Here is a 17,995-nt window from a genome sequence, read left to right on the forward strand (position 1 = left end):
TACATGCAGGCGCGCTCGTGAGGTCCATCTGCCTACGGATCGGAGTCAGGGGTCTCATGGTGCGTGCTGGGGCTCTGACTGGCCGACGGCGACGGCCCGCAGAGTGTCGGCCAGAGGCTTGTACCCGAGCTGCATCAGCGCCCGGACCGCACTGGCCTCGCGACCGGTCTGCCACAGGCCTGCGGCGGGGGTGATGAAGGGCGTGACGGTGAGGCCGCAAGCGCGGAAGGGGGCGGTGTTCAGATAACTCATGCCGCCAGTTCCGCACAGATACGACCTGGCACCAGTGAGGGCCGCAAGGTCGGCGAGACGTTCCGAGCGGCCCGTCCTGGCGTGAAGTCTGCTGCTGCGGAGGACGCAGCCAGTCCAGCCCAACAGATTCAGAAGGATCCGTGTGGACGACTCGGCTAGATCAGCGGTCTTGTCGGTGGTGTCGAACAGGGCGAGAAGCGAGGTCAGGGCCTGCTGGAAAGCGGGCCAGTGGGGGCTGGCCCCGTAGTACTGCTGCAGCATCTGCGCGGTTCTGCGCCGGGACCGGAGAGGTTCGGCCATCAGCGCGTCCCGGATGGCTGTCCGGCGGCCGTGAGCCAGGTGGGTGGGGATGGTGAGCCACCGGCGGTCCTGCGGGTCGGGCAGGGAGACGAGGCGGGTTCGATGCTGGTAGTCGCGGCGGGTGAACTGGACGTCGTCCAGGACGATCCAGCAGTCCGCCGCGAACAGCTTGGCCAGGGTGGTCAGACGCGGGAAAAGATTGGGCTGGTGGATCGCGCACAGCCCGCCGGGTAACGGCAGGTCAGGTGAGGAGGCGACGGGTGAAGCCATCGTGGATGAGGGATTCGTAGGCGGCATGCACGGCCTCCGGGACGTCCTGCTCGATGGCGAAGCCGAGCCGGGGGTACTCGATGACCCGCTGCATGTCGCCGACGAGCATGTGAGTGACAAAGGCTTCGTCGCCGATCGCCTTGAGGTAGTCGTCGAACTCCAGAGGTTCGGACGCGCAGATCACCTCAACCTCGGGCCAGACCTTGCGACAGGTGGCATAGGCGCGTCGTTCCATATAGGGCATCGCCGTCAACAGCACCGACGTCGGCATGATGCCGGCCGCAGCCAGCACCTCACGGGTGAAGGCAATGTTCTGCCCGGTGTTGGCGGCGTTCGGCTCGATGAGGACAGCGTCGGCGGGGACGCCGATGCCGATGGCGTGGTCGCGGAAGTGAACAGCCTCACCGCGCGGGAAGCGGGCGGCGGTGTTGGGGCTGTTGCCGCCGGTGAACACGAGTGTCGGTACGAGCCCCTGGTGATAGAGGTCGGCAGTGAAGGCCGCGACCCGCAGGTCGTGGCTGCCCAGCCCGATCGCCACATCGCAAGGCTTCAGCTGGTGATGCATCTGGTGGTAGTCCCAGATCAGCTTCGCGTTGCGCCACTGGTCCTCGGAGATGGCCCGCTGCTGTTCCGTCACTGCTTCTCCCTGCTCACCGTTGCCTGGGACGTCGTGTCCCCTGGATCGTGGTCCGGATGCCCTCGATGCTGCGAAGTTGGTGGCTCATGCCGTATTGCGCGGCCATCTTCGCGGCCCCGTCGAGAACCTGCAGTCCATCATCCCGGGTGGCCGGGTCGGAGAGCAGGATGTGAGCGTGGGCGGTGTCCAGACGCACGCGTTGCATCGGCGAGTCGGTCGTGGCGGTGCTGCGTGCGATGTCGATGTACTGCAGGGCTTTGGTGAGGTCGCCGGCGCCGCGATGGGCGAGGGCGAGTTTCTGGTGGGCGACGGACCAGTCGTCGGGCTCGGCCAGATCCTCGAAGTCACGGGTCGCGGCGAGCATGACGCGGGCGGCATAGTCGTGGTTGCCGTCCTTGCTCAGCGCGGTACCCACCCACAGCCGGGCCCTGGCCCGGTCGCGGCGGGAGAGCCGATCATCCACCGCCAGAGTTTCGTAGTGACGGGCAGCGGCCTCCAGTTTGCCGGACATCTCGGCTACCACGGCGAGCGACAGGTCGAGCTGTGCGATGCGGCGGGGGATGTCGAGCTGGGTGAACGCCGAGCGGGCGCCCACATATGAGTGCTGGGCCGACAGCGGCCCCAGCACGGCCCCCTGATCGCGCTGCAGATCGCCGAGCAGGGCCGTTGAACGGGCGAACAGATACAGGCCTCTGTCGTCCAGCTCGACCGGTCTGAAGCGGCCCAGCCAGCGGCTCAGCAGGTTGTCGGCGAACGCGAAACTCTGCCGGGACAGCGCGACGACAACACGGTCCAGGTCATCGGCCCAAGACTCGTATTCCCAGGCTCGTGGGCCGGACGCAGTCACCCGCCGTCCCGGCCCGGACGCGGAGCGACCTGCTTCGGACAGCAGTGTCTCGAACCGCAGATGCACCGCGGCATCTGCACGGGCCAGCGCGGTGTCCAGGATTGCCTGCGTGTCAGGCCTCGGCTCGGTGGACTCAAGGAGCTTGTTCCACTTGGCGACAGTGCGCTGAGCGACCCCGAGGTGCTGGGCAAAGACCCTGACGCTCATCCGTAGCGCGAGCTGCAGGGCATGGGCCTCCAGGCCACTCCAGTGGTGCACGGTCGCCACACGTCACCCCCTTCCGCACAGCATCGAAGCACGATGCAGGCAGATGGGGCACGCAAGTGCAACGGAAGTACAACAACGGTTCATTTTCCAGGGGTTGGAACAGGGCCACTCTCGGAGTGCTGGCCCGGTCCCGTCGGGCCGACCACGCCTCCCGCCCCTATGCATCCTTCGAAAGGACACACAAGTGGATCCCCTCACGGAGCATCGCACGGTGAACGGCCCGATCGTCTACGGCTTCCTCCGGCTCCCCCAGACGGCTGCCGCCCGGCAGACGGCCCTGACCGGGGCCCTGGTGGAGTACTGCCACAGCCACGAGCTGGTGCTGGGTGCCATCTTCATCGAACGCGACAGCACCACGACTGCCTCCAGCACGGCGTTCACCGGCCTGCTGGATGTGCTCGACCTGCCGGATGTCTATGGCGTGGTTCTGCCTGCCGCCTCCCATCTGGGGCCCAAGCCGATAGCCGCCGAGCGGCGACTGCAGATCACCGGCTCAGGAGTGCGGCTGATACTCGCCCGCGGCAGCAGGACGATCCGGCGGACATCGGATCGCTGTCGCCGCAGCACTCCCAGCTCTGCCCCTACCGTGGATACCGAGACATGAGGCTGCCATGCCCGATGCCATCAAGAGATTCTTCGCGCCCGTCCCCGAATCCGTGGGTGAGGTCCGTGACTTCGCCATCCGCACCCTCGCCGCCTGGGGCATGGAAGGGAGGACCGAAGACGTCCGCCTCTGTGTCTCCGAGCTGGCTACCAACGCCCTCACGCACGGCACATGCTGCGGCCATGGCTTCCACGTCACGATGAGCGTCGAGGACGACATCGTCCGCGTCGAGGTCCAGGACTCCAGCCCCCACCAGCCCAAGCGCCGACGCCCCACCGACGACGACACCTGCGGCCGCGGCCTGCACATCGTCGACATGCTCTCCGATGACTGGGGTATCGAAGATCGCGGAGTGACGGGCAAAGCCGTCTGGTCCCGCTTCAAGACTGCCCCGCCCACCACAGGAGCACCCTGCTGACCTCCTGCACCCAGCCCAGTCCCTGCTCGCCGGCTGTCTGGGCGCATCACCACAGCGCTGCGCTGAAAATGACAAACGGGTCGTCCCTGTGCTTGTCCTACGCGCGCAGGGACAGCCCGCCAAGCCTCCTGGACGACGGCTGCTCAAGTCCGATCGCACGAGCCCTGAACTGCGAACTCAGCGGACGGCCGCTCTCCTGATTCAGGAGACCGGAAAGGCAGAGATAAGAGGGCCCTACCGCCGCACCCGCGGCATCCCCAGTCCGATCCAGGAGATGATCTCTCGCTGGATCTCGTTGTTGCCGCCGCCGAAGGTGAAGATCACTGCGCTGCGGTAGCCGCGTTCCAGTTCGCCGTGGAGGACGGCGCCCGCGGAGCCCTCCTTGAGCGGGCCGGCGGCGGCCACCACCTCCATCAGCCAGGCGTACGCGTCCCGGCGTGCCTCGCTGCCGTAGACCTTGACGGCGGAGGCGTCCTGCGGGGTGAGTGCGCCGCGCTGGAGGGCGTCCACCATCTGCCAGTTGAGGAGCTTCAGGGCGTCGAGGCGGGTGTGGGTGCGGGCCAGCCGGCTGCGGACCCAGCCCAGGTCGATGACCCGGCGGCCGTCGGTGAGCTTGGTGTCGGCGGCCCAGCGCTGGACGTTGTGCAGGGCGCGGATCGCCATGGTGCCGTGGGCGGCGAGGGTGACGCGCTCGTGGTTGAGCTGGGTGGTGATGAGGCGCCAGCCCTGGTTCTCCTCCCCGACCCGGCGGCCGACGGGGACACGGATGTTCTCGTAGTGGCTGGCGGTGGTGTCGTGGGAGGCGAGGGTCCGGATGAGCGTGCAGGAGTAGCCGGGGTCGGTGGTCGGCACGAGGAGGATGCTGATGCCCTTGTGCGGCGGCACGCCGTCCTCGATGGGGGTGGTGCGGACGGCGAGCCACACCCAGTCCGCCGTGTCGCCGTTGGTGGTCCAGATCTTCTGGCCGTTGACGACGTAGTCGTCCCCGTCCCGTACGGCACGGGTCTTCAGCGACGCGAGGTCGGTGCCGGCGTCGGGTTCGCTGTAGCCGATGGCGAAGTCGATCTCCCCGGCGAGGATCTTCGGCAGGAAGTACCGCTTCTGCTCCTCGGTGCCGAACTGCATGATCGTCGGCCCGACGGTGTTGAGGGCCATGAGCGGCAGTGGGACCCCGGCCTGTGCGGCCTCGTCGAAGAAGATGAACTGTTCCATGGGGCTCATGCCGCGGCCGCCGTACTCGCTGGGCCAGCCGACGCCGAGCCAGCCGTCGGATCCGAGGCGGCGCACCGTCCGGCGGTAGAACCGCTTCTGGTCGGCCGGATCGCCGTACCGGGCGTACGCGTTGTCGGGCACCAGCTCGGCGAAGTAGCCGCGCAGCTCGGTGCGGAGCTGCTGTTGCTCGGGGGTGTATTCGAGATGCACGGCCCCTCCTGGAGTCCTGTCCCTGTTGTCCTGGAGTTCTGTCCCGGCGTCCTGTCGCTGTCCCGGAGTCCTGTCCCGGAGTCCTGTCTCTGTCCTGGGGTCCTGTCCCTGCGGCGGCGCACAGAGTAGAACGCGTTCCATAAATCTGGAAGACACGGTGCGGGCCCGGGTGTCGGCCGACCTCCGAAATCCCGCCGGGCGGTACCCCGCACAGCAGGGACGTCCGCACCCCGTCCCCGCACAGCAAGCACCCGTCCCCGCACAGCAGGAACGGGTGCGGAAGTCCCCGCACAGCAGGAACGGCTGCGGAACGTTCCCGGTCAGCGCGTCATGGCGGAGTTCCAGATCAGCGGGTAGCGGCGGGAGCACTCCGCCTCCACCTGCCGCAGCCGCACCGCCACCGCTTCCCGGCGTGGCTCCGGGCACTCCCGGGCGAGCCGGTGGAACAGGGCGCGCAGCCGCAGGAGCACCATGGGCGAGCCCTCGGCCGCCACCATGACGTCGTCCACGGCCGTTCCGAGCCAGTCCGGCCAGTCCGGGACGTCCATGACGAGTCGCGTCCGGCCGCGGGCGTCCGTCAGCCGCCCGGTTCCCAGGTCCCGGACGGCGGCGAGGGTCAGCAGCTCCTCGATGTGGTCCAGCGCCTGGACGGCGGTGGCCGGGTCGTTGACCGCCGGGGAGAGCGAGCGCAGCGCGATGTCGGCCAGCAGCCGGAACGCCAGACCGGGGTCCTGGTCGAACGTCCGCTCCGGGCCGGTGATGACCGACCGCAGCACCTCATGGGCGGGCAGCGGGCCGCCGTGGACGGAGGCGAGCACCGTGCCGCGGCCGACCGTCGCGCCGGTCCGGGACCGGAGGACGACCACACTGCCGTGCGCGATGGCGGCCGTCAGCAGCCGCTCCGCGTCCACCTGCTGGAGGACGGCGCTCGGCCGGTCCCAGTAGATGTCCGTGCGCTCACCGCCAGGCCAGTCGTCGCGCCGCCCCTCATCAGCCGTCCGCACTCCGCCGTCACGCTCACCACCCCTCCCCTCATCACCCGTCCGTTCCCCACCGTCACGCTCACCGGCCCCTCGTTCCCCACCCCTTCCTTCACCACCGTCCCGCTCACCCCCCGTTCCGTCACTCCCCGCCCCCTCACGGTCCACCGGCGGGCCGGGCGGCGGTGCCTCTCCGGTGAACGGATGCGGGTGGCGGGCCTCCAGAACGGCGTACGCCCGCCGGGTGATCGCGTCGAGGGTCGGGGCCAGCTGGATGGAGTCGAACGCCCGCACCTGGAGGGTGCGCATCAGGGCCAGGGCGGCGAGGGCGAGGAGCATGTCGATCGCCGGCACGGCGACCGTGACCCGGTCCCGGGGGCCGATGGTCAGCCCGGCCGTGACGGAGAAGACGAACACCCCGATGGCGAAGGCGAAGGTGCGCCAGACGATGGGGGCGTTCCGGAACAGCCCGAGGCGCGGGGTGAGATTGCTGTAGGCCCACTGCACGACGAGGTAGAGCACCGAGAACAGGAGGCTCACCAGACTGACGACCCCGAAGCCCACGGTGAACAGCAGGCCGGCCACCCGTTCGCCGTCCACTTCCGGGGACATCGGGATCCGGTGGGCGAACAGGCCGCCGAAGAAGCCGGCGAGCGCGCAGATCAGCTGGGACCCGCCCCGGCGCAGGCCGCGGCGCGGCCGCCGCAGCGGGCCGCTGTGACGGGAGCGCACGGCGCCCCGGCCGTTCGCCGTCAGCTGCACGGAACGCCTCCCTCCGGTGGACCGCACCTCGTCATCGCCACAGCAGCGGCATCCCACCCGCGCGGGCCACGGGCGGGCGTACCGGGCCGCGGTGTCCCCGCACCCCGTGTTCGGCCAGCGGCCCGACGGCGAGGCCGTGTTCGCGGCAGGCCGCGATCAGATCGGGCAGGGCGCCCAGGGGGGCGCGCCAGGCGCCGCGGGCGCCGGTGCTGTCGGAGTCGTGCAGCAGCACCGTCGCGCCGCCGCGCAGGGTCCGGTTCAGTTCGGCCAGCACGGTGTCCGGGCTGGCCCGCGTGGTCCAGTCTCGGCCCCAGGCCGACCACAGCACCGGCTGCAGCCCGGCCCGCCGCGCCGCGGCCCAGCGCCCGGCGGTGAGGATGCCGTACGGGGGGCGGTACCAGAGGGGTCGTCGGCCGGCCAGCCGGCGGACCGCCTCCACGGTGCGCCGCAGCTCGTGGGCGTCCCGCCGGGGGCGGGGGGTCCAGGGGCGCTCGTGATGCCAGCCGTGGACGGCGAGTTCGTGGCCCTCGGTGACGATCTCCCGGCCGAGGGCGCGGTGCCGCTCCAGGGCGCTGCCGAGGACGAAGAACGTCGCCCGCACCGACAGCCGGTCCAGTTCCCGCAGGAAGAGCGGGGTGCTCCGGGGGTCCGGTCCGTCGTCGAAGGTGAGGGCCACATGGCCGTGGTCGCCCTGTCCGTCCAGCGCAGGACCCAGGGTCCTGCGGACGGCGGGCAGCCAGGTGGCCGCGGGTCCGATGTGCCAGGCCGCGGCGGCGAGGACGGTACCGGCGGCCGCCCGGCGGAGCAGGGGCGCGTTCACCACATGTCTTCCTTTCCCTGACCCGCCACGACGGGCGACCGGGCCAGCTGCACGCTGCCCAGGGCGAGTACGGCCAGTGCCGCGGCCTCGGGGACGATCCGCAGGCCGAGGGCGAGTTCCTCGTCGAAGAGCACCGCGCCGAGGACGACGCTGAGGAGGGCGTCGCCCAGGGTCAGGGCGGGCTGGGAGGCGACCAGGGTGCCGGCCCGCAGGGTGGCCTGGAGCAGCAGGAAGCTGAACAGCCCGACGCCCAGCGCGGTGTAGGTCTGCCAGGCCGTCAGCAGTGCTCCGACCCCGTCGGTCAGGCGGCCGATCGCGTCCTTCATCAGGGCCGCGGTGCAGGAGAAGCCGATGGCGGTGGCCGTGCCGAGCACCGCGGCCCGCGGGGAGGACGGCAGCCGCAGCGCCGTCACCACGAGGACGAGCACCAGGGCGGAGACCGACACCGCCACCACCAGCCAGCGGTTCCCGGGCACCGTCGAGCGGCCGCCCGAGGGCGAGGCGAGCGCCAGGAAGGCCGCCAGCCCGGTGGCCATGGCCACGAACGCCCACCGGGTGCGCCGGTCCGGCCGGCTGCGGAACACGACACTGCCCACCACCAGCGTGAACAGCAGCTCCGTGGTCATCACCGGCTGCACCACGGCCAGCGGACCGGTGGCGAGCGCGGCGGCCTGGCACGCGCCGGACAGCGCGAGCGCGCCGGCGCCCCACAGCCAGACCGGCCGGCGCAGCAGATGGAACAGCCAGGAGACCTTCGGGGTGGGCCGGCCCGCCTTCTCGTCGGCGGCGGCACGGCGCTGGAGCACCGACGCCACGGCGTTGCCCAGTGCGGCGAGCAGCGCCAGGCAGATCGAGAGCACCGTCAGCACGCCGTGGCCCCGTTCCTCAGCCGAAGCGTCGGGCCAGCGCGCGGAAGACCCCGGGGGCCAGTCCGTGGACCCGGGCGGGCAGGGCCAGCCACGGTGGGACGAACGCGTCGTCGCGTCCGGCGGCCAGGGCCGACCACACGGCGTCGGCGACCCGGGAGGCGGGGACCGGCCGGGGTCTGTTGCGGTGGTAGGGGACCCCTCGGCGGATGAAGAACGGGGTGTCGACGGCGCCGGGCAGGATCATCGACACCCGGACCCCGGTGCGGGCGAGTTCGTAGCGGAGGCTCTCCGCGAAGGACATCAGACCGCCCTTGGCCGCCGCGTACACGGCCTCCTCCCGGACGCCCACGCACCCCGCCATGGAGCCGATGAGGACGATGTGGCCGGTCCCCCGGGCGACCATCCCGGGCAGCACCAGCCGTACCAGGTGCAGGGCGGCCGACAGGTTGACCGACAGGACGGCGTCGAGGGCACCGGCGGGCATCCGGGTGAAGGGGCCCGCCCAGCCGATCCCCGCTCCGGCGATCAGCGCGTCCACCCTGCCCTCCCGGTGCAGGGCCCGCGCCGCGAGCCATTCCCGGCCCCGGGGGTCGGTGAGGTCGGTCGGCAGCGGGGTGCCGGAGGTCTCCTCCGCGACGGCCGTCAGCCGCTCCTCGTCCCGGCCGTTGAGCAGCAGCCGCCAGCCGCCCTCGGCGGCGATCCGCGCGGCCACGGCGGCCCCGATGCCCGAGGACGCCCCGGTGACGAGCGCCACCGGCCGTACCGCACCGCCCGCGGACGGGCGCCGGGACCTGTAGGGCATCGTCGATCCTCCGGGGACTCGGAAGGGCCGGGCAGTGGCTCCTCCAGAATCCTGGCTACCCGCCCCGCCCGCCTGTTCACGGTCGCCGGGTTCATCCACCCGAACAGGTCGACCGCGCACCGTCCGGGTGCGGCATTCGGCCCTCCGGCTCGGTCCCTTGGGCATGGTGGGTGCCATGGAGCGGCGATACCTGCTCATCAGCGCGAGCATGGGCGCGGGCCACGACGCGGCGGCGGACGAACTGGCGCGGCGGCTCCGCGACCGGGGCCACACGGTGCTGCGGCGGGACCTCCTCGCGCTGCTGCCCGCCGGGGCCGGTCCGGCCCTGCGGTCCTTCTACCGCACGGCCGTCCGCCGGCTCCCCGGGCTCTACGCGGGGATCTACCGAACGTTCCTCGCGGGCGGGCCGGGGCCGCGGCCGGACGTCTCCCCGCTGGCCGCCGTCGCCGAGCGCCCGGTGCGGGAGGTGGTGGACCGGTGGCGGCCGGACGGGGTGGTGTCCACCTTCCATCTGGCGGCGCAGGTCACCGGACGGCTGCGGGCGCGCGGTGCCCTCGGGGTGCGCAGCACCGTGGTGGTGACCGACTTCGCCCTGCACCGCGGCTGGCTGCACCCGGGGAACGACCTCCACCTGTGCCTCACCGAGGCCGCCGCCGGGGCCGCGCGGTCCGCATCCGGCAGGCCCGCGGTCGCGTGCGGACCGGTGGTGCCGCCGGGCTTCCACGCTCCCGCGCCCTCCCCGCTGTGGCGGGACTCGCCGCTGGGGACGGCCGGCCGGCCGGCGGTGCTGCTCTCGGCGGGCGCCTGGGGAGTGGGTCCGGGGCTGCTGGAGACGGCGGGAGCGCTGGCCGGGCACGGGTGTCTCCCGGTGCTGCTGTGCGGCCACGACCGGCGGCTGCGGCACCGGGCGGCCCGGCTGCCGGGGGTGCTGGCGCTGGGCTGGGTGGCGGATCTCCCGGGGCTGATGGCGGCGGCCCGGCTGCTGGTGGACAACGCGGCGGGCCAGACCGCGGTCCAGGCCCTGGCGGCGGGGCTCCCGGTGATCGGGTACCGCCCGCTCACCGGCCACGGCGCCCACGGCGTACGGGAGATGGCCGCGGCGGGACTGTCGTTCCCGGCCTCCGGGCCGCGGGATCTGCTGTCGGCGGTGGACGCGCTCGCCGTCCCGGGGCCGGCCCGGGACCGGCAGATCGCGCGGGGGAGGTCCGCGTTCCGGTCGGACGCCGCCGAGTACGTCGCCGCACCGCCCGGGACAGCGCCCCGGGAGCCGTGAGAGGGCCTGCCGCGGGAGCCGTGCCGTCGCGGGGTACCGGAGAGCCTGCCCGTCGTTCAGGGCATCCGCCACCTCACCCCGCACACCTTCGCCAACCCGACCGACCAACCCGCCGTCATGCTCAGCACATTCACCCCCGACCTGTACGTGCAGTACTTCCGAGACCTCCAGAAAGTCCTCACCGACGGCCGGCCCTTGACACCACAGGCCAATATCGACGCGATGAGCCGCTACGCGACCGAGCCTGCCACCGACCTGGCCTGAGGCAGTCGACGGGTCCCCGTGACCGGTGACCCATGAACGGGAACGCCTGGGTCGACCGGTATCGAACTCGCCCACATCGTCCACCTCGTCGACACACCCGGGGACCAGCCCCGGCTGCAAATGGTCTTCCGAGCACACCGGTGGGCAGGAGTCTCGGAGGTCCGGGAACCCGACAAATGCACGAGCTGGAGCTGGTGGCATCCCGAAGACCTCCCGTCGCAGACCGTGCCCCACACCCGGATCGCTATCGAGGGCATTCGCGCAGGCCGCCTCTACACCGAGGCGGGCTGGTCATGACGGCTGAGACGAACCGAACCGGCAGGTGGGGCGGAACGCCATAGGAGATGGGCGGCTGAGCCTTAGGCTCGGTGGCACACCGGTAGCGACCGATTCCAGGAGGACTGCGATGCAACTGAATGCAAACACACCAGCGTTCCGCTAACGTCGCAGGTCAGCAAGTGTCGTCCCCGCACCTGCGGGGGTGTTCCGATATGAGCCCCCGTTCGTCTGATTCGGGGGCAGTCCTCCCCGCACCCGCGGGGGTGTTCCGGCCAGATCGGTCGAGGTCGCGTCCAACAGGGTGCCGTCCCCGCACCTGCGGGGTGTTCCAACCATGCCCTCACAGGGCCCCTGTTCCACGTCAAGATCACCAAATAGCCCAAAGAGGGCCCATGGCATTGCTCGCCGAGTACAGCGTCAACGCCACCCTCGGCCGCCACATCGTCGAGGTCTACGACGCCGACGCCCATCTTGGCGACGAGACTGCCATGGACGCAGCAGAGCAGCAGGTGGTAGCCGGCAACGGCTACCACCTGTACCTGTACAGCCTGCAGCTGGACATCGATGCACAGATCAACATCCGCATCTGGGATGCCCCACGCCAACCACCCATCGACAGCGAAGGTGCCGTTCAGGTCGTCATCGAATCCGAAACCGGGATTCTCGTCGTCAACCAACTGTCCATTGGCCCCGCCGGGCAGATGTCCCTGCCCCGCCCCGGCGTCTATGAAGGCCACGCCTGGTGGTCCGGACGCCAAGCAACGGCCGACTACTACCATGACACCCTCGACCATCTGGCCGAAGACTCCCCTGACGGTGTGCTCCAACGTGCCTGGCGCAGCAGCCCCACCGCCGAACGCTATGTCCTGGACCTTGCATACACACGCCCATCCGAACCTGTAGACGACGATGACAGCGACCTTTAGATGTCGCCTTTTTGGGGCTTGTGGTCGTTGAACAGTTCATGACGGTTCTCATGCGCTACTGGCGCCTGAGAGGCATCCCGGCACATACACACCCAGGACGCTCTCCAACGTCTCTCGCTGGCGCGTCGGAAGCCCGTCGGAACGCTCCAGCAGCGGCCCAGAGGATCTGATGCAGCACGCCGAAGGAGAACTCTGTCGCCGCTTCGATGCCGATGGCTCGAAGCACCGTGTACCTGGCTGCCCGCGCCCGCCCCTCGGATCACCACGCGGCCGCACTCCGACCTGCTGATGAACCATCCACACCGAACCGGTAAGCCGTCCGGCCTGGACGCCGCGCCCAAGCCCCCGGTACACCCTTCGGGTGTCCGTCCGCGAGGGAACGTGCCTCCTCCGCCTCAGCTGCCACCACTCCCCCACCAAGCCCACCGGCCCCACGCGCAGCGGACACCTTCCGGTGTGATCCGTGACCTCGGCGGCCGCTCGGTAGATACTGGAGTCGGGCGTTCCGGTGGAGCTCACTCAGGGTACCGTTCACTCCTGACACCCAGTCAGGAATGTCAGCGTCGAGTCGGCATCAGACCCGCCGGAGGCCGCTTCGGACCGTCAGGAACCGCCACGATCGAGAGCTGGGCATGACCACCGCGACCTGCGGAAACAGAGCCCAGAGGCTTGCTTTTAGTCTTACCAGGAGGTACCCGTGAAGATGCTGATCAACGTTCCGGACACCGTGGTCGCCGATGCGCTGCGCGGGGTGGCCGTCGCCCATCCCGAGCTCATGGTCGATGTGGAGAAGCGGCTGGTCGTACGCCGGGACGCACCCGTGGCCGACAAGGTGGGGCTGATCTCCGGCGGAGGCTCGGGCCATGAACCGCTGCACGGCGGATTCGTGGGCCCGGGGATGCTCGACGCCGCCTGTCCGGGCGAGGTCTTCACCTCGCCCGTGCCCGATCAGATGGCCCGCGCCGCGGCGGCCGTGGACAGCGGCAAGGGTGTGCTGTTCATCGTGAAGAACTACACCGGCGACGTGATGAACTTCAACATGGCCGCCGAACTGGCCGAGGACGAGGGCATCCAGGTCGCCAGCGTGCTGGTCAACGACGATGTCGCCGTCACCGACAGCCTCTTCACGGCCGGCCGGCGCGGCACCGGGGCGACGCTCTTCGTGGAGAAGATCGCCGGGGCCGCGGCGGACGAGGGCGCTCCGCTGGAGCGGGTGGAGGCCATCGCCCGGAAGGTGAACGAGAACTCCCGGAGCTTCGGGGTGGCGCTCAGCGCCTGCACCACCCCGGCCAAGGGCAGCCCCACGTTCGACCTGCCCGCCGGTGAACTGGAGCTGGGCATCGGCATCCACGGCGAGCCGGGTCGCGAGCGGCGCCCGATGATGACGTCCCGGGAGATCGCGGACTTCGCCGTCGACGCCGTCCTGGAGGACCTGCGTCCGGACGCCCCTGTGCTGCTCCTGGTCAACGGCATGGGCGCGACCCCGCTGCTGGAGCTGTACGGCTTCAACGCGGAGGTGCACCGGGTGCTGGCCGAGCGCCAGGTCAGCGTCGCCCGGACACTCGTCGGCAACTACGTGACCTCGCTCGACATGGCCGGCTGTTCGGTGACGCTGTGCCAGATCGACGAGGAACTGCTGCGGCTCTGGGACGCGCCGGTGGCGACGCCGGGGCTGCGCTGGGGGCGCTGAGCCTTCGCCCCGCCCCCGGCATCGGCCCGCTACCGGGATCCGGCGGCCGGGGAACCGGGGATTCGGGCCGCCCCGCGGTCAGTCGCGGGGCGGTGCCGGGTCCGGACGGGGGCTGTTCCTACGGCCCGCGGTGTCCGCGCGGGCGGCCGGGCCCCGCCGGAGTCACTTCCCCACGGTGGCGAGGTAGGTGTCGAACTCCTCGCCCCGCCGGGTGTCCTCGAAGACCACGTAGTGCGTGAGCCTGCCCCAGCGGGCGTGGCCGTAGATCGTGCCCTCGTTGGCGTAGACGGTCTCGCCGTGCTCGTCCTCGCAGTAGTCGTGGAAGCGCAGGCAGAGCCGGGTCGCCCAGGGCGGTCCGGACACCAGGACGTCGTCGAACTCGATCTTCAGTCCGGCGTCGACGAACCGCCGCAGCCACCGTTCGACCTCCTTCTTCCCGCGGAACTCCCCGGCCCATGAGCTCCGTCCGGGGAAGACGAACCGGACGTCGTCGGCGTACGTGCGCAGTTGTGGCGCGAGGTCCCCCTCGCCCAGCCGGCGCGCGTTGTGGCGCACCAGGGCGCCCACCGCCGCCCCGTACAGTGCGGGCAGTGCCACTCCGACCGCCACAGCGGCGGCGGTGACTGTTCGTCGGCTCCCGACCGGCATCCGGCCCTCCCTCTCTCGTTGGTCCCGCTGTCTCCGCAGGGACAACGCCGCAGCGGACAGTCCCCGAGGCGCACGGCTCCTGACCCACGCGACGGTAGCGCCGGAACCCTCCCCGTGCACCACCGTTCCGCCCGGCACGGCGGGCCCGATTCCCCGGCGGCACGACGCACGACGGGGCCACGACAGAGCCACGACAGGGCCACGGCCGCCACAGGCGCGCCATGGTCCGGCCGCCGCAGGAGCCATGGTCCACCGGGCGGACGGCGCCGGGCACCACACCCGGCGATTCGGATCCATCCGAAATGGCGTTCTCACGCCGCTACACCAGCATTTTTCGGACAAGCGTGCGCCGAGAGCGCACAATCCGGGTCCATATGACCTCCCGGGGTACGCAACCCTGTGGCGACAAGGGCGTACAGCCTGTGATCATGCCGTGATTCATGCGGTTGACCACCCCGCATCGTCAAAAATTTGCTGTGGAATGAGGATTCCGCAGCAAGTAGTGACCGAAAACGGTCTTCCCACTTTGACTCTTGACCAACTGTTGGCGAATGTCATGCGCATGGACTCCTCCCAACAGGCCGCGCCCGACGGTCCGTTGCGCATGCGCGACTTCCGGCTCCTGCTCGCAGGAGCCACCGCCGGGCAGGTCGGCGCTCAGGTCACCCTGGTCGCCCTCCCCCTGGTCGCGGTGCTCGAACTGCACGCCTCCGCCTTCCAGGTGGGGCTGCTCACCGCCGCGGAGACCGCCGCGTTCCTGCTCGTCGGGCTGCCCGCTGGAGCCTGGGTCGACCGGATGCGCAAGCTGCCGCTGCTCATCCGGGCCGATGTGGTGCGGGCCGTGGCCATGGCCGGCATCCCGGTCGCGGCGGCCCTGGACGTGCTGACCATGGCGCAGCTCTACGTGGTGGCGCTGATCACCGGCGTGGCCACGGTCTTCTTCGACGTCGCCCACCAGAGCTACCTGCCCCGGCTGCTCCCCCAGGAACAGCTGGTGGCGGGGAACGGGGCGCTGGAGACGGTCCGTTCGTCGGCGCAGATCGCCGGTCCCGGACTCGGCGGCGGGCTCGTCCAGCTCGTCGGGGCCCACCTGGCGATCGTCGCCGACGCGGTGGGCTATGCGGTCTCGGCCTTGTTCCTGCTGGGCATCCGCCGCCCCGAGCCCGCACCGGAGCCCGCACCGGACGCCTCGCTGCGGCGGGAGATCGGCGAGGGTCTGCGGTTCGTGCTGGGGCGTCCGCTGCTGCGGGTCATCGCCGCGACCACCGGGCTCGGGAACTTCTTCACCGCGCTGCTGATGGCGGTGCAGACCGTGTTCCTGGTGCGGGTGCTCGGTCTGAGCCCCGCCGCGATCGGGCTGATGCTGTCGGCGGCGGCGGTCGGCGGACTGGCCGGCGCGCTCGCTGCGGGCCCGCTCGCCCGCGCCCTGGGACAGGCCCGCATCATCTGGCTGTCCTCGCTGGTCACGGGCCCGTTCGCGCTGCTGTGGCCGCTGGCCGGCAGTGGCGCCGCGGCCGCCCTCTTCGCCGTCGGGTCCGGTGTCGTCTTCTTCGGCGCGGTCGTCTACAACGTCGCGCAGGTGAGCTTCCGGCAGACCCTGTGCCCGCCGAGACTGCTCGGCCGGATGAACGCCACCATGCGTTTCCTGGTCTGGGGCACCCTGCCCCTCGGCGCCCTGGTGGGCGGTGCGGTGGCGGACGCCGCCGGGCCGCGCGCCGCCGTGTGGGTCTGCGCGGTCGGCTTCCTCCTGGTGCCGCTGCCGCTGCTGTTCTCCCCGCTGCGCCGGATGCGAGACCTGCCGGCGCCGGTGCCCGACGAGGAACCGACGGCCGCGGGCGACAGCAGCTCCGAGGCCACTCCGGTCGGATGAGTGGGACGGGGCAGCAACGACCCCGCCCGGACCCGGGCCCCCGGCCACCGGCCCGTCCGTCCCCCGCGCCCGGCCACGGCAGCGCTCCCGGCCGTGCCCTCCCGGGCCCTCCGTGGAGCGCCGCCCTCCGGGAGAGCCGGCGAGCCCGCAACGGGCACGCGCCGGCGCAAGCGCCTGCGCCCGGCCGCCGCGGCCCGGCAGAAGCACCTTGCCGCGGAAGCACCCGGCACGCCCCGGAACCACCACAGCACCGCCCCGCTACCACCGCCCGCGCGGGGGCTCTCCGCCCCTGCTCCCCGTCCGGCCCGCTGCCCGCGGACCGGACGCCGACCAGAGAGGAACCGGTGCACTCCAGCATCACGGGCCAATACCTCACCCGATATCAGCGGCTCGACGAGAGCGGCGGTCTGCTGCCCGTCACCGGGGCGCAGCGCCGGTTCGTCCTCGTGCGCTCGCTCGACCCGGCCGGACGGCCCGATGTCGTGCCGCTCTTCTTCGCGTTCCCGCGCGGCACCGTGGACCTGACGCGGCTGCGTGCGGCCGCCGGTTCGCTGGCCGCCCTGCACCCCGCACTGCGCGCCCGGACGGCCGTGCTGCGCGGAACTCCCGTGCAGCGGCTTGGCGATGCCGAGGTGCCGGCGGAGCGGGTGGAGTCCGCGCCGGGCGAGGACGCGAAGGCGGCGCTGCGCCGGGCGCTCGGCCGGTGGCCGGCGGACGGCCCGCCGCTGCGGCTGTACCTCGCCGAGGACGGTCCGGACGCGGCCGAGGAGGTGCTGGCCGTCGCCCTGGACCACGCCGCGTGCGACGGACAGTCGCTGGCCAGGATCACCGGGGAGCTGACGGCCGCCTACCGTGACGGGCTCGGCCCGGCGGATGTGGACCCGGGCCGGGCGGCCGCCGAACTGCGCGCCTACCGTGAGGCCGTGCTGCTGCAGCTCGCCGCCGAGGAGCGGGCGAGCGCACCGGCCGCCCTCTCCTACTGGGCCGAACGGCTCCGCGGCGTACAGGACATGACACCGGCCGCGGGCGTACGTCCCGTGCCCGCGGGGCTGCCCACGGGTGCGGCCGAGGTCCGGATTCCGGTCCCGGCCGGCGACGGCGCCGCGCTCCCGTTCCCCGCTCTGCTGGAGGCCTGCCGGGCCGCGGTGGGCGCGGTGCACGGCCCCGGGCATGTCGTTCCCGTCGGGTACCCGTGGGGTGGCCGGCCGGCGGCGGCGGAGCCGGTGCTCGGCTGCTTCCTCAACACCGTGGTCTTCCCCGCGGCGACCGGCGCCCCGGACCGGCAGGCCGGCCCGGCGGATCCCGCCGGGGACGCGGCGACCGCCTGGTGGGACGACCTGGACCGGGCCGACACGCCGTTCGACGAGGTGGTGCGCGCGGCGCGGGCCGCCGGCGCGGCGGCCTGGTCCGGCCGGATGGACGCCATGCTCACCGTCGAGGACCGGAGCCGCCGCGCGCCGCTGCGGCTGGCCGGGGTGGACGGGCGGGAGGTGAGCGTGGACGGGCGGCCCGTGCGCGCGCCGTTCGCCGTCTCCGTCAGCCAGGGCGCGGACGTGGAGCTCCGGATGGTCTGGGACCGCGCCCTGATCGACGACACCGCGGCCCGTGACGCCTTCGGGGCGCTGGCCGCCCGGGTTCGCTCCGGTCTGCCGTCCGGTCCGGCCGCGCCGGTCATCGCTCCGGCCGGGCACAGACCCACCGCGTAGCACGCCGTACCCCTGCGGCGGCCCACCGCGCGACCCGCGGAGGCCGCCCTCTCGGCAGGGCCCGCACACCGGGCTCCCGGCCGACCGTT

The 17,995-nt window shown here is 71.8% G+C and carries 16 protein-coding genes and 1 pseudogene; 8 read left to right on the forward strand and 9 right to left on the reverse strand.

Features of this window, described 5'->3' with window-relative positions; genetic code table 11:
* Positions 1–54: 54 nt before the first annotated feature.
* Genes ABT112_RS08385 through ABT112_RS08395 form a run of 3 tightly spaced genes read right to left on the reverse strand, consistent with a single transcriptional unit; the run spans position 55 to position 2,573 of the window.
* A complete protein-coding gene (locus ABT112_RS08385) occupies positions 55–822 on the reverse strand; it encodes a WbqC family protein (protein WP_351506945.1) in 768 nt (255 codons plus the stop codon).
* A complete protein-coding gene (locus ABT112_RS08390) occupies positions 794–1,459 on the reverse strand; it encodes a YdcF family protein (RefSeq protein WP_351506947.1) in 666 nt (221 codons plus the stop codon). The genes ABT112_RS08385 and ABT112_RS08390 overlap by 29 nt, the downstream gene beginning before the upstream one ends.
* A 13-nt stretch (positions 1,460–1,472) precedes the next feature.
* Positions 1,473–2,573: a hypothetical protein gene (locus ABT112_RS08395; RefSeq protein ID WP_351506949.1), complete on the reverse strand. Its 1,101-nt coding sequence runs from the start codon at positions 2,571–2,573 to the stop codon at positions 1,473–1,475.
* Positions 2,574–2,757: 184 nt separating this feature from the next.
* Between ABT112_RS08395 and ABT112_RS08400 the strand changes: the two genes are divergently transcribed.
* On the forward strand, positions 2,758–3,177 hold the full coding sequence (locus ABT112_RS08400; protein ID WP_351506951.1) for a hypothetical protein: 420 nt from the start codon (positions 2,758–2,760) through the stop codon (positions 3,175–3,177).
* 7 nt (positions 3,178–3,184) lie between these two features.
* Positions 3,185–3,595, forward strand: a complete 411-nt coding sequence (locus ABT112_RS08405; RefSeq protein ID WP_351506952.1) for an ATP-binding protein — start codon at positions 3,185–3,187, stop codon at positions 3,593–3,595.
* A gap of 234 nt (positions 3,596–3,829) precedes the next feature.
* On the opposite strand, the gene ABT112_RS08410 is transcribed toward ABT112_RS08405, so the two are convergent.
* From ABT112_RS08410 to ABT112_RS08430, 5 genes are all read right to left on the reverse strand, one after another.
* Positions 3,830–5,017 carry an acyl-CoA dehydrogenase family protein gene (locus tag ABT112_RS08410; RefSeq protein ID WP_351506954.1) on the reverse strand — a complete coding sequence of 396 codons (1,188 nt, stop codon included), beginning with the start codon at positions 5,015–5,017 and terminating at the stop codon, positions 3,830–3,832.
* A 320-nt stretch (positions 5,018–5,337) separates the two neighbouring features.
* A complete protein-coding gene (locus tag ABT112_RS08415; protein WP_351506956.1) occupies positions 5,338–6,759 on the reverse strand; it encodes a DUF2254 family protein in 1,422 nt (473 codons plus the stop codon).
* A gap of 31 nt (positions 6,760–6,790) precedes the next feature.
* Positions 6,791–7,582, reverse strand: a complete 792-nt coding sequence (locus tag ABT112_RS08420) for a polysaccharide deacetylase family protein (RefSeq protein ID WP_502975281.1) — start codon at positions 7,580–7,582, stop codon at positions 6,791–6,793.
* Positions 7,576–8,445 (reverse strand): DMT family transporter, encoded by an 870-nt coding sequence (locus ABT112_RS08425; RefSeq protein ID WP_351507105.1) that lies wholly within the window; start codon positions 8,443–8,445, stop codon positions 7,576–7,578. The genes ABT112_RS08420 and ABT112_RS08425 overlap by 7 nt, the downstream gene beginning before the upstream one ends.
* Positions 8,446–8,464: 19 nt before the next feature.
* Positions 8,465–9,250 carry an SDR family NAD(P)-dependent oxidoreductase gene (locus tag ABT112_RS08430; protein WP_351506961.1) on the reverse strand — a complete coding sequence of 262 codons (786 nt, stop codon included), beginning with the start codon at positions 9,248–9,250 and terminating at the stop codon, positions 8,465–8,467.
* A gap of 175 nt (positions 9,251–9,425) precedes the next feature.
* Here ABT112_RS08430 and ABT112_RS08435 point away from each other — a divergent pair, with 175 nt between their 5' ends.
* From ABT112_RS08435 to dhaK, 4 genes and pseudogenes are all read left to right on the forward strand, one after another.
* A complete protein-coding gene (locus ABT112_RS08435; protein ID WP_351506963.1) occupies positions 9,426–10,523 on the forward strand; it encodes an MGDG synthase family glycosyltransferase in 1,098 nt (365 codons plus the stop codon).
* 75 nt (positions 10,524–10,598) lie between these two features.
* A pseudogene (locus ABT112_RS08440) lies at positions 10,599–10,787 on the forward strand (cupin domain-containing protein); the annotation flags it as partial.
* 671 nt (positions 10,788–11,458) lie between these two features.
* Complete coding sequence (locus ABT112_RS08445) at positions 11,459–11,992, forward strand: hypothetical protein (protein ID WP_351506965.1); 534 nt, start codon at positions 11,459–11,461, stop codon at positions 11,990–11,992.
* Positions 11,993–12,689: 697 nt separating this feature from the next.
* Positions 12,690–13,682, forward strand: coding sequence for a dihydroxyacetone kinase subunit DhaK (dhaK, locus tag ABT112_RS08450; RefSeq protein ID WP_351506967.1), 993 nt, complete (start codon positions 12,690–12,692; stop codon positions 13,680–13,682).
* 162 nt (positions 13,683–13,844) lie between these two features.
* On the opposite strand, the gene ABT112_RS08455 is transcribed toward dhaK, so the two are convergent.
* On the reverse strand, positions 13,845–14,330 hold the full coding sequence (locus ABT112_RS08455) for a nuclear transport factor 2 family protein (protein ID WP_351506969.1): 486 nt from the start codon (positions 14,328–14,330) through the stop codon (positions 13,845–13,847).
* 562 nt (positions 14,331–14,892) lie between these two features.
* Between ABT112_RS08455 and ABT112_RS08460 the strand changes: the two genes are divergently transcribed.
* Together ABT112_RS08460 and ABT112_RS08465 are read left to right on the forward strand one after the other, a co-directional pair.
* A complete protein-coding gene (locus ABT112_RS08460) occupies positions 14,893–16,200 on the forward strand; it encodes an MFS transporter (RefSeq protein ID WP_351506971.1) in 1,308 nt (435 codons plus the stop codon).
* A gap of 344 nt (positions 16,201–16,544) precedes the next feature.
* A complete protein-coding gene (locus ABT112_RS08465) occupies positions 16,545–17,906 on the forward strand; it encodes a non-ribosomal peptide synthetase (RefSeq protein WP_351506972.1) in 1,362 nt (453 codons plus the stop codon).
* Positions 17,907–17,995 lie beyond the last annotated feature (89 nt).

The sequence above is a fragment of the Streptomyces sp. NPDC002055 genome (genome assembly GCF_040296705.1).
Classification (GTDB): Bacteria; Actinomycetota; Actinomycetes; order Streptomycetales; family Streptomycetaceae; genus Streptomyces.